This window comes from Paenibacillus sp. AGC31, from assembly GCF_057334655.1.
Genome location: NZ_JBHFJH010000030.1, coordinates 205,495 through 218,713 on the forward strand (window position 1 = coordinate 205,495; position 13,219 = coordinate 218,713).

The window sequence follows — 13,219 nt, forward strand, 5'->3', positions numbered from 1 at the left end:
ATCTCTAGAATAGTAATTATTTGTTTATTCATTATACTATTCGTTATAATTATGATCCCATTCTACGCAGTGGCCCTATCTTCCTTTAAACCAGGTGAATCATTAGTTAGATATGGTCTTAACCTAAATTTGGATTTTGAAATCATGAGTTTTGATAATTTCATCTATCTGTTTACTGGACAACATGATTATTTTGTGTGGTTTTGGAACAGTATGATTTTAACAATCGTTCAAGTGGTTTTAACGCTTTTTGTAAGCGCATTTGTTGGATATGGTTTTGCAGCATATCATTTTAAAGGTAAGAACTTCCTCTTTATATGTGTTTTGCTCATTATGATGGTGCCTTTCGAAATACTGCTGGTTCCCTTGTACAGCCTAATTAATGATTTGGGAATGGTGAATAGCTATTCGGCAATCATTCTGCCCGGTATAGCCAATGCCGCGACAATATTTTTCTTCAGGCAATATCTACGAAGCATACCCAAAGAAATTATTCAATCTGGGCGGGTTGATGGCGCAAACGAGTATGCGATTTATTTTAGACTAATTATTCCGATTATGAAGCCATCCTTTGCAGCAATGGCCATTCTGAATGGTATGAATAGCTGGAATAATCTATTGTGGCCATTCATGGTCCTCGGAGATCAGAGTAAATATACACTTCCAATCGGTTTGAAAACGTTGTTAACTCCTTATGGCAATAACTATGATCTATTGATCGTAGGCTCGTTCTTCTCCATCATTCCAATTTTTATACTGTTCATTGCTTTTCAGAAATATTTCATAGATGGTATGACTGCAGGCGCTGTCAAAGGGTAGTGTATATTATGACGAAACAGGTGATAAGATGGAAATCCAACAACGAGCGTTACATGACATTCAACCATTGATTGAGCAAAGAGCTGATCCTTTTATTTACCGACATTCGGACGGTTATTATTACTTCGTAGCATCCGTTCCGGAGTATGATCGGATTGAAATCCGTAGAGCCCAGAACCTTGAGGGGCTTGTTACATCAACTCCTGTAGTGATCTGGAGAAAGCGCGAGACTGGTATCCTTAGTGCTAATATTTGGGCACCAGAACTGCATTTTATTGATGACAAATGGTACGTGTATTTCGCTGCCGCACACACGACGGAAACGAATGAAGGCTTGTTCGACCATCGGATGTACGTGCTAGAGAATGAAAATGCCAATCCGCTCGAAGGCATTTGGACGGAAAGAGGGCAGGTTCGTACCGAGTGGGAAAGCTTCGCCCTCGATGCCACTACCTTTGAGCATAATGGAAGCCGTTATTACGTATGGGCACAAAAGGATCCGAATATTGAAGGTAACTCTAATCTGTATATATCTAAAATGAGCAATCCGTGGACGTTGACTGGGCCGCAAACGATGATTTCGATGCCGGAATATGACTGGGAAATCATTGGTTATAAAGTGAACGAAGGCGCGGCATTTATTCGCAAAGGTAATCGGGTATTCCTCTCTTACTCGGCTAGCGCCACGGATTTCAATTATTGCATGGGCTTACTTGAAGCCGATGCGGATGCTGATTTGCTCGATGCCAACTCATGGCGCAAGTCTCAAGCAGCGGTTTTCTCCACAGATGAGAGTATCTCAATGTATGGTCCCGGTCATAATTCCTTCACGGTGTCAGAGGACGGCGAAGAGACGCTATTTGTGTTCCACGCAAGAACGTACAAGAACATTATAGGAGATCCGCTGTACGATCCGAATCGCCATACATTTGTGACGGAGCTTTTGTGGACGGCTGACGGCAAACCCGATTTCCGCGGCTCTGTTGCAGCACTTGCACGTTCTGTACAGTGAACGAGTGTCCCAACAAGGTTGGTTGATGGATTTGAGTTCGTATATCCAACTTGCCAAAGAGAGACAGTTAGAACATCGAAGGAACCTTACTGGGTGCCTTCGACTTCGTTCAACAGATAATACGTCGAACCGTAATACAATTAGTGGTAAGTTGCCTTAAAACTTGCCGCTCCAGTTATCCCGGAAAATCATATCAAAAAAACAAAAACAGTCGCTGATCAATAGGATCGGCGGCTTTTTTTATGTTATCGGTACGAGTTTTAGTCCATGCCAAGGACAAGAACTTCTATCGATTGCCGGAATGGACAAGAACATTGTCCGATTACCGTTAAGAAGTACATCTAAAGAATAAAGATGTAATTTAAATCTTAACAGGCAGCATAAATTTTGCACAGTTTTCAAATTTCTTATGGGACAAACAACTCGATAAGATACAAAAACGGGCTTTGAGTCACTTACAGCGAGACGAACTATAAGAGGTAATTTTCTGATTTGTTACAAGGTTAGCATATGTACAAGGTTGTAATTATGTAAATTTCAGTTGGAAATGATGATTTCAGCCTGATGTAATGATTTGTAAAATAAGGTTATCAAAAAAGAACAAGGAGAGGTTCCCATGACAAAGCCAGACGTCACGCACCATCCACAGACATCAGGTTATAGCCATAAAATCAATGATCCATTCTGGTCGCATTATATTGAACTGGTCCGCAACGTAGTTGTTCCTTATCAATGGGAAGCGCTCAATGACCGTATCGAAGGAGCTGAACCAAGCCGGGCCATACGGAATTTCCGCATTGCTGCAGGGGATGAAGAGGGCGATCATTATGGCATGGTTTTTCAGGATAGCGATGTTGCGAAATGGATTGAAGCAGCTTCGTACCTGCTCTCCGCGAAACCCGACCCGGAACTTGAAGTCCTCGTGGATTCTGTTATTGAGACCATAGCTCGGGCACAGCAAGCCGATGGTTATTTGAACACGTACTTCACCCTGCGTGAACCTGGGGCGCGCTGGACGAACCTCGCCGAGTGTCATGAACTTTATTGCGCAGGACATATGATTGAGGCTGGTGTAGCGTACTATCATGCCACGGGTAAGCGCACGCTGCTGGATGTGGTTATTCGCCTGGCGGATCATATAGGCACCGTATTTGGTACAGAGCCGGGACAATTGCCAGGTTATGATGGACATCAGGAGATTGAACTTGCACTCTTCAAATTGTATGAGACGACAAAAGAAGAGAAATATCTGGAACTGAGCCGTTATTTTCTGGATCAGCGGGGAGCGAGTCCGCATTTTTTTGTAGAGGAATGGGAGCAAAGAGGCCGTACCATACATTTTGGCGAGTTGGATATGGTTCACCGACACACGTACTCGCAGTCCCATCTGCCTATTAGGGAGCAGTCGACAGCAGAAGGCCATTCGGTTCGACTGGTTTACATGTGCGCGGCTATGGCAGATGTAGCTGCGAAAACGGAGGATACATCGGTGAAAGAAGCCTGTGAACGGTTGTGGAGCAACATCGTAAGCAAGCGAATGTACATTACGGGAAGCATTGGTTCATCAGCCAAAGAAGAAGCATTTACAGGCGATTATGATCTGCCTGGAGATACCGCCTACGCAGAGACCTGTGCTTCAATTGGCCTGATCTTTTGGGCGAAGCGCATGCTGCAGATGGAGCAGGATAGCCGGTACGCAGACGTTATGGAGCGAGCCCTGTACAACACGGTGATTAGTGGAATGTCTCTGGATGGTCAACGTTTCTTCTATGTGAATCCGCTTGAAGTCGATCCGAAGATGCAACGTGTAAATCCTAATTATGCCCACGTGCGAACACGCCGGCAAGGGTGGTTTGGTTGTGCTTGCTGTCCGCCGAACATTGCGCGATTAATTGCCTCATTGGATCAATATGTATATACCCCGGCTGTGGAACAGGCTACGTTGTATGTACAATTGTACATCGGAGGGGAAGGGGAATTCACACTTGAGGGTAGGAGAGCAGCCCTAACCATGGACTCTGACTATACCTCCACTGGAGATGTGAAGCTGATCGTTCGGCCTGATTCCCCAGAGGGAATGCAGTTTACGATAGCTCTGAGAAAGCCGGACTGGTGCAAGATTCCCGAGCTGTGGATTAATGGGGAGAAAAGCGAACAGGATGGTTTTACTTTTGAATACGGTTACATAAAAGTGACCCGTTCGTGGAAAGCCGGTGATGAGATTAAACTTCACTTCCCTATGGAGTTGCTGCGGATGAAAGGGCATGATCACATCAAAACCACTTTCGGAAAAGTAGCCATCCAGCGGGGACCGTTTATGTACTGTCTCGAAGAAGTCGACAATGGCCGCGGATTGCATCGCATTCAGCTGCCCCGGGATGCCGAGTTTCATATCGGTAGCGGGGAACAGATGCCTCTGGGGGTTCCGGCTCTTACAACCATTGGGCAGAGAATCGTATCCCAAGAAGACTGGGGAATACATCTGTATCGCAGTGATGTTCACTGGGATATACAGCCTGCCGAGCTTCGGTTCATTCCTTACTTCACTTGGGCCAATCGGGATGAAGGAGAAATGAGCGTTTGGATTCGCGAAAGCGAATAAGAAGAAGTCTACTCGTGCTGCTGTAAAAAGGTATGCAAAAGGAAAGCGCCCGATAGACCCACAATACGCGCTGTAGGATAACGCGATCTTTGATGAGCTGACACTTTTTTCACGGCATCAGTTCTGATTGAGTCAGTTTATTTATCTGAGTTGGTAAACTTGCTGCGGAAGTTGGAAGGAGAGATGCCCTCTTTTTTCGAGAAACAGGAAGAGAAGTAGGATACATGATTAAAGCCGATCTCTTCGGCGATGCGAGCAACGGACCAGGCGGTTTGCAGCAGCAGCTTTTTGGCCTGTTCGATTCTGTAATGCAGCAGATATTCCATGGGTGTCATGCCATACACTTTCAGCATGCTGCGTGCGAGATAGTTTGGATGGTAGTTAAGTTCCTTTTGCAGCATCGGATTGGAGATCGGTAGCGGGTAATTGTGGCGGATATAGAGTTCAACTTTCTCGGCAATCCGGATTGCGGCAACGTCTGACAGTGAAGACAGCCCAAGATCCAGATGCTGCATAAATTGCTGGAAGGTCGCCTGTCGTTTCCAATTGCGCAGGGACTGAGGCTCCTGATCAAGCTGAGAGAAATGCTCCAGCAGTTCCATATCTTTGATTGCAATGTGCAAATGTTTGGGAATGAAGATGGAACAGACATCACAGTGGTTCAGATATGCGCTCACCTTATGTGTCTCGATTAGTTCGGCTTGATTGGCGAGACATTCGTCCATGTTGGGAGACTCTCTCCAGCTGCCAAAGGTTTGAAAATGAATCCAGATCATTTCCGTTTCCGCCTTACAGGCTGCGCTGCCGTAATGATGTCCATCCGGCTTAAGGATCAGTGCTTCTCCCTGGTTCAGAAGCCATTCTGTCCCGTTCTCGCTAATGGCGAGCGAACCGCGTGTAACAACAATTAGATCAAAGACACCGATGTCACTGCGGCTAATGTGATATTCACCGGCTTCGTAACAAGCACGTCCGCAATCAATAAAATAGGGAATGGGCGGGGTAATGAAATGAAGGATGGGCGAGTCCAATCCGGCACCTCCGAACAGGTTGAAATATTTAAAATTCATGTTGGCATCGAGAATTTATTTTTTATGATACAGCAAGTAACATAGAAAATAAAGCGCTTACGAAATTCAGTTTTAACCTTCAACGGATTAAGGTTTAGAACCTTATCTTCACTCTCGTGCTGGTTGTGATGATGATTCCAATGGAAATTATTATCCTGCCCCTGTATGGCTACACGATATAGGCTCCACGTAAGTGGAGTAACGGTTATAGGATTCGATTATCTTAACAATCGACTTAGAGATTCTACTTTAGACGAAAGAATGAACGTCATTTTCGATGGATCGGTCAAAGGTATTTCGTAGAAGAAACCATACTTACCGGTTTAAGAGAATTAAACCCCTAATGGATATGATCACATATATACAGGAGGTTATAATGACAATGATTTCGAAGAAGTGGAAGCCGCTCATGATCGCGCTGCTCCTGGCATTTTCAAGTCTGCCGCTGCAGGTTAGTGCTTTGCCTGCGGCCGCGACGGCTGCAGTAAAGACCGGTATCTCCAATGCCAGCCTGTCGGCCAAAGTTGGCGACTTAGGTCAGATTGAGGAGCTTTATATCAACAACAATCCTACCAATAAACAGGGGAAGCCAATCAATTTCGTCCTGCCTAACACTACATCGCCGCAGAATGGTACTCAGCACCAATGGATGGGAGAAATGATCTTCTCTTACCGTACGGGTGCCAATGGACAATTCCCTGATAACAGGGACGGCTTTGTAGAAGTTGATACCAATAAAACATTGGCTGCCGGGGGATCTACACAATATTCGACCATTAATCCGGATAACCCCTATATGAACAAGACCGCATCAGCAGACGGCAAGAAGGTAGAAGTCAACTTTATTGGACAGAACCTAGACTCTACGGGCCAGCGGGTAATGAAGGGCTTCGATGTGAAATCCGTTTTTGATATGGAGACCAATGACGGTTCACTGCTTTGGGAAATTACGGTGAAGAACAAGAGCAATCAGTATATCGAATTCGGAGATATCGGCTTGCCAATGCCTTGGAATAACAAATATCAGACCTTATCCGATACCTATGATGACCGTGTGACAGTGCATAATTTCGCAGGTGCTGACAGTGGATATTCTTATGCCATCCGCACCAGTGGTGAGGGAAACTTTATGCTCTTCACTCCGGTGCCGGAAAGCGGCGCTCGAATCGAGTATGTGGATTATTGGATGCATGAAGCAGGAGAGCGACGTGCTGCAGACACCTTTAAGAACTGGACAGGAGACAGTGGCGGCTGGTATCCGGGGCTGAACGTGCTTTATATTCACTCCAAAGAAATCCAAAAAACGGGACGCGGGTACTTTACTGATGCTTCCAGCCTCGTCCTAGGACCGGATGAGTCCAAGACGTATAAGTTCAAATTCTCCGCAGTCCGTGGAGGCGACAATACGCCGCAGGAAAGCGCCCAAAGCCCAAATAATAGTTCGACCTCGATGGAAGACCGTGAAGCCAATCTCCGGTCCATCCTATATAAATCAGGTATGATTGATGCCGTAGCGGTGCCGGGCTTCCAGACAGCGATCGATATGCCTGTCAAGATAGACCTGCACTATGACGACAGTATCGTTGATGTACAATCCATCGATATTCAAAATGTGGCAGAGAATGATCCGTTTGACGAAGCGCATATTCCGGATATCAAGCCTGGGAAGAGCAGAAAGGAAATGGTTGACAACTCGCGGGCCGAACGTGGACTGCCTGACGGGAACCCCGGCTACAACGAGTCGGTTGAGTTTGTGGAGACCAAGATCGTAAATGGTGAACAGCATCATATCTATTCACTTCAGTTTGATTCGATCGGCAACAACAGTGTGCGTATCGAATACAAGATGAAGGACGGCAACGAATGGGTGGATAAATTCACTCAATTTGAATTCAATGTTCTAGCCGAGCTGGATGCAATCTCGGATGCCCATTCCGAATTCATGGTCCAGCAAACACAGGATAAGAATCCGGAAAGTCCAACTTACGGTAACTATTTCGACTGGTATCTTTCAAGCGGCATCGATCTAAATACAAGCCATTGGGGAGATGACTGGAGTCATGACAATATCAACTTCATGACGATGAAGAACTATCTGGCTCCCAATCCCGATGAAATTCGCTCTATCGAGACATTCCTGATCGACTTCATGTGGGAACGATACATGAAGAATACTCAGGATAGCTACATCGTTGCGAACTGGCTGAAAGATTCTGGAGCGTATACCGACAAAGATAAGCCTTATACACGTACCTTCTCCGAAATCATGGAAGCTACCGGATTTTTCAACATGTACCGGATTCAGAAGGCTTATCCTAATTTGATCGAGTACCGGGAATCGCCTCAGTTTTATCTGGAGAAAGCTTATAACATTTACTATAAGCGCGTTTCCACCGGGGCCATCGGATTCTATGGCGAGCAGCAAATCCCGGATATGATTGAAGCACTGAAGGAAGAGGGGATGCAGAACGAGTCAACCAATCTGCAGAAGAAGTTCGCCCTCGACAAGGGACGGAATATGACCAGAGCCACTTATCCTTACGGATCAGAATTTGAATATGACAATACTGGCGAAGAAGGGGCTTATGCAGCAGCTAAGGCTCTGCGCACGTACTATCCAGCAGACGCGCTTACAGGTGCAGCTGAGAAAAGTATGGAAATGGCCGATTGGAAAACACGTGCTATGCGCGGGATTCAGCCTACCTGGTTCCATTATTCCGTGCCCGTTTTCCGCGGCGGTGAAGGCTGGTGGAATTTCCAATATACTGCGTCTTTAGCAGGTTACATTATGGATGACTGGCTAAGGTATGAGAATGATGGCAGATCGGTGGAGCAGAAGGCAATTGCACAGCAGCGCAATTATGCCGCTAAGATTTCGAATTTCAATGCCGTCAATATGGGACAGATTTCGGCTAATTCAGTTGGCGGTACCTCTTGGAGATATTCGATGTATAAAGGAGGCACAGGTACGAAGGACGTATACGATGGCGGCTCACGCGTCATGAGTAACGGCTGGAATGATTTTTCGGGCGAATCAGAAGAAGGCCTCTATGGTTCCCTTCTCAGTATCAGCTCCGATATTGTTACAGATCCGATATTCGGGCTGTTCGGTTATGGAGCGCTGGTAACTGACGAAGGAGATAGCTACAATATTACGCCGAAAGACGGTTTCGGCAAACGGATTAATCTGATCGATGAGAAAATCTATTTGGAGCTGGAAAGCGATAAAGTAGAAAGCGGGCAAATTCAAAAAGATGGTAAGGGTTTTACTCTCCAGCTCCTGAATCCATCAGGGAAAGAGCATACTTCACGGATTTTGTTCGATGGAGTGGGGATCGAGAATGGCTACTATACCATGAAGCTGAATGGTGCAGCTGCCGGACAGTTCTATGTTCAGAACAATGAAGGCGTTGCCATGTTTCAGATGGGTAGCGTGCAGCGTGCTGAATTGATCATTGAAAAGTCAGCCGGCGGTGAAAATGAAGCTCCGCAAATTACTGTAGAGCTGGCGACACAACATCCACAGGCGTTGATTCCATTTATGCTGAATGGGATTGTAACCGATGATGGCGCGCCGGAAGGAACTCTGTCTTACCAATGGGAAGTGGTCAGTGCCCCAGAAGGCGCCAAGCTAACCTTTACTCATCCGAAAGCAAGCATTACACAGGCTACGGGTACCAAAGCAGGCTCATATACGGTTAAGCTTAGCGCAAGTGATGGACAACTGACTGGCTCCAGCCAGGTCATCTTCGAACTGGCTTCACCGCCGGATAAACAGCCTCCAGCAATTGGCCACGTAACTGCGGTTCAGGATGTTGCAAATAACAGTATCGTGGTATTGTCCGGGGAGGCCATTCCTGACCCTGTGCATAGCGAGGCAGAAGAACCCCAGTTGAAGTACACTTGGGCCGTCAAGCAAAAGCCTCAAGGTTCAGCGGACATTTCATTTGTGGATGGTGACAAAACAGCAGCCTATGCGCGTGTAAGCATGGCAGGCACCTACGTGTTTACCTTCAGTGCGACAGACGGAGACAAGAAGGCCAGCAAGGATATAACGATAGAGATTAAGGAAGATACCGTTGACGTTTACCGGGCACTCAGCGTTGTCACCAAGAAGGATATTGAACCAGAACTTCCTAGACAAATCTATATTCTGTCAGAGGAAGGGTATTTAGAGCAGGAAATCACTTGGGATGCTATAGATCCAAGCGGCTATGCTAGTGTAGGCCAATTTGAAGCCAGAGGAAAGGTCAATGGCAGTGCCTTGGAGGTTTGGGCTACCGTACATGTCGTGAATACTGAGCTTCAAAATGCGGCGCTGACAGCCAAGGCTTCCGCTAGCTTCTCTGGTGGCGACGGATATCCGGAAGCGATGAATAACGGCATTGAACCTAAAAGCTCGGCAGATTTCTCGCCGAACCGTGGTGCCCCCAACAGTGCATGGCATAACTGGGGTAGAGAAGGAGATCCAGCATGGGTGACGTATGAATGGGATCAGCCATTCCTGGCCTCATCCATGGATGTATATGTATTTCAAGACAACGGCGGGAACTTTCGTCCAAAGGATATGCAACTTATGCTTCGCGGCGAAGATGGGAAATGGTACACCCCGCGGGACATAAAGGGATTGGGAAATGAACTTAATAAATACAATACGACTACCTTTGAGCCCGCATATATTACAGGTGTTCGTATGGACATGAAGCCTTCCGTTAATGGCAGCGGTATTCTGGAATGGAAGGTATACGGCTATACCGGAGCGGTAGATAAGTCAGAACTGATCAAGGTCTATAACTATGTAAATACATTAAATTCTTCGAACCTTGCAGATCCTGGCCTTGCGCCAATAGAAGCGGCGAAGACAGATGCATCTGCTGTGATCAAGAATATGAATGCCACAGACGAAGAAGTTAGCCTGGCGCTTGAGAAGCTTTTGATGGATTTGCGTCTGCTCAGTCCGAGAGGCGGCAATATGGCCTTCCTCGCAAATGCTTCTTCCAGCTATACCTCTCCTTGGGAGAGTTTGGCTGCAGTAAACGACGGAAAGAAAGATGGCAATAACATTTTGCATTGGGGAACCTGGGGCCATGAGGGCGCAGAGGAGTGGGTGCAATATGAATGGCCGCAGGGTGCCACCATCCGGAGTTCGAATCTGGTGCTGTGGTCAGATGGCGGCGGAATCAAGCCGCCTACCCAAATTGTATATTCCTACATCCCGGCGGATAGCGCAACTGATGAATGGGTAACAGCGGGAACGGTTACGGAGGGAATCAAAGTGGTTGAACATACTCCAGCGGAATCCTCCAATCCGTACACGTTTGACCCGGTGCTGAATGTAAAGGCAGTGCGAGTAACCCTGACCAAGCAATCACAGGCAGGCGATAACGGTGTTGGCCTTTGGGAATGGGAAGTTCTCCAGGCCGGATCCACTCAAGATCGCGAGGCTCCAGTAACACCAGCCGGGGTGGCACCGTCCGTTCTCCATGGAGATGACGGCAAACTGGTTGGTGTGACAACAGAAATGGAGTATAAGAAGGAAGGTGAAGAAGAATATACAGCAATTGCAGGAATTGAGGTCACAGGTCTCACCGCCGGTAAATATTATGTCCGGTATATGAAGACCGGTTCGCTGAGCGCCAGCCTGGATAAGGAAGTCGTTATTCCGGAAGTGCAGACACAGGAGCAGGTTGCACCCGATGAGAGTGGGTGGGTAATCTCACACGCCAATTCGGATACCGGCATAAAAGGCATAATTGAGGGTTTGAATGATACGATGGAATACCGGAAGCTTGGCGAAGAGGACTACACGCCTGTTACAGGTTCAAGTATCAACGATCTGGAGCCTGGCAGCTATCAGATCCGGTATGCAGCCACAGACATCCTTAAGGCAAGTCCGCCGGTAACCGTGGACATTCGCAATGAAGCCAAGGCAGATAGAGAGGCACCAACAGCGGAAGGACTCGTCATTACACCGCCTACAGCGGCAAGCGGGAATGATGGCAGAATTGAAAATGTGACTGTCGATATGGAGTACCGAAAGGCGGATCAAGGTGGTTACATGCCGGTTAGTGGATCCCGCATTGAAGGCCTCGAGGCCGGCAGCTATGAGCTCCGGTACGCCGGGACGGATATGAGCAATCCAAGTCCTGCTATCCTGATCGTTGTGCCTGACGGAACCAAGCAGGAGCAAAGTCCGCCGTCCAGTGCAGAGGTCAAGGCTGTAAATGTCAGTGCAGCTGGGGCCAAGGATGGTAAGATCACTGGTGTAAGTCCTGTAATGGAATATCTGCTAGTAGGAGTGGACGCTGGCACCTGGAATGCGATCACAGGCACAGAGGTTACAGGTCTTGGCAACGGAATTTACGAGGTAAGATATAAAGAGACGGCAACTCATTATGCGAGCCAATCCCTTACTGTCGTTATCAGCAATCCAGTCATCAATCCGAAGCCTACGGAAACACCGCCGTCAACGGATGCACCTGTGTCAGTGACCACACCTTCACCGGTTCCTGAAAACATCAAAGTCGAAGGGAATTGGATTAAGATTGTGGCACCAAAGACGGATACCAAAACCGGTAAAGCTAAAGGAGCACCCATCCGGCAGGAAGACCTTAATAAGGCTCTGGAGTATGTAAAGGCGAATAGCAATAATATTAAAACAATTATGGTGGAAATTCCGAAAGCAGAGGGAGCCCATTCCTATGCGGTTGAGCTTCCTGCAGCTGCACTAACCGCAGCGCATGCCAACATCAAGATCGAGATTAACACGGAATTTGGAACCATTGCAGTACCTTCTAATTTGCTGAAGTATGTATCAGGTGCCAAAAATGTGGAACTGTCACTGAGCCGGCTAGATACTGTAAAGCTTCATTCAGATGTAAAATCAGTGATAGCCAGCAGACCTGTTATTGCATTCGCTGTGCAATTAGATGGAGAAGAAATGGCAACCTTGAATGCACCGGTTGAAATCAGACTGCCTTATACTCCTGATGTTGAAGAATTGGCCAATTCAAAATATCTTACAGTTTCGTACGTGGCTGCAAATAGTACATTTGTTCAGCTACTGAATGGCAAATACGACAGTGCTCTACAAGCCATGGTTTTTCCAGCGGCAAATACAGGTCAATATGCAGTTGTTTATACGAAGAAGTTCTTCAATGATGTCATCAAGGATTCGTGGTACGCACCAGCGGTTGAAACAATGGCGTCCAAAGGATTCATCGACGGGACATCAGCAACAAGCTTTAGTCCCGAGCAAAAGGTCACAAGAGGTGAGTATCTAGCTTGGTTGGTAAAGACACTGGATCTCAAAGCAGAGTTAAACACCACCTTCAGTGATATGAAGCGAACAGACCTCTATTATGAGGAAATCGGAATCGCCAAAGCACTCAGGATCGCCATGGGTTCAAACGGCAGCTTCTATCCGGAAATGGAAATTGCTAGACAAGATTTGGCTGTACTGACCATGCGGGCTTTGCGGGCAGTTGGGAAAACCGAGCAGACCCGTACAGCTGAGGATCTCAAGAGATTTACAGATGCGGAAAATGTAGCAAAGTACGCAATTGATGACATGGCTGCAATGGTTAGAATGGGGTTCATAAACGGGCGAAGCAATGTCACCCTGAGTCCTGGCGGAACGACAACCAGAGCAGAAGCTGTTCAGGTTCTGTATAAGATTTTCTTGCAGCTATAATTAAAGAAACCGACCTTGATTCT

At 46.9% G+C, this 13,219-nt stretch carries 5 protein-coding genes; 4 read left to right on the top strand and 1 reads right to left on the bottom strand.

Features of this window, described 5'->3' with window-relative positions; all coding sequences use genetic code 11:
• The 3 genes from ACE04G_RS18135 (at position 1) to ACE04G_RS18145 (ending at position 4,433) form a co-directional block, all read left to right on the top strand.
• Entirely contained in the window at positions 1-819 is an 819-nt protein-coding gene (locus tag ACE04G_RS18135; RefSeq protein ID WP_449004736.1) for a carbohydrate ABC transporter permease, read from the top strand.
• A gap of 28 nt (positions 820-847) precedes the next feature.
• The gene (locus ACE04G_RS18140) at positions 848-1,831 is read left to right on the top strand and encodes a glycoside hydrolase family 43 protein (RefSeq protein ID WP_237175072.1); all 984 of its coding nucleotides are present in this window, start codon (positions 848-850) and stop codon (positions 1,829-1,831) included.
• A gap of 616 nt (positions 1,832-2,447) precedes the next feature.
• Positions 2,448-4,433 (top strand): glycoside hydrolase family 127 protein, encoded by a 1,986-nt coding sequence (locus tag ACE04G_RS18145; protein ID WP_449004660.1) that lies wholly within the window; start codon positions 2,448-2,450, stop codon positions 4,431-4,433.
• Between the two features lie 137 nt (positions 4,434-4,570).
• Here ACE04G_RS18145 and ACE04G_RS18150 read toward each other — a convergent pair whose 3' ends face one another.
• Positions 4,571-5,464 (bottom strand): helix-turn-helix transcriptional regulator, encoded by an 894-nt coding sequence (locus tag ACE04G_RS18150; RefSeq protein WP_486094565.1) that lies wholly within the window; start codon positions 5,462-5,464, stop codon positions 4,571-4,573.
• 415 nt (positions 5,465-5,879) lie between these two features.
• Between ACE04G_RS18150 and ACE04G_RS18155 the strand changes: the two genes are divergently transcribed.
• Positions 5,880-13,196, top strand: a complete 7,317-nt coding sequence (locus ACE04G_RS18155; RefSeq protein WP_449004658.1) for a DUF5695 domain-containing protein — start codon at positions 5,880-5,882, stop codon at positions 13,194-13,196.
• Positions 13,197-13,219 lie beyond the last annotated feature (23 nt).

Bases quoted from the DNA above. Each gene is read 5' to 3' on its own strand.
- ACE04G_RS18140 (WP_237175072.1), top strand. From the start codon at position 848: ATGGAAATCCAACAACGAGCGTTACATGACATTCAACCATTGATTGAG.
- ACE04G_RS18145 (WP_449004660.1), top strand. From the start codon at position 2,448: ATGACAAAGCCAGACGTCACGCACCATCCACAGACATCAGGTTATAGC.
- ACE04G_RS18155 (WP_449004658.1), top strand. From the start codon at position 5,880: ATGACAATGATTTCGAAGAAGTGGAAGCCGCTCATGATCGCGCTGCTC.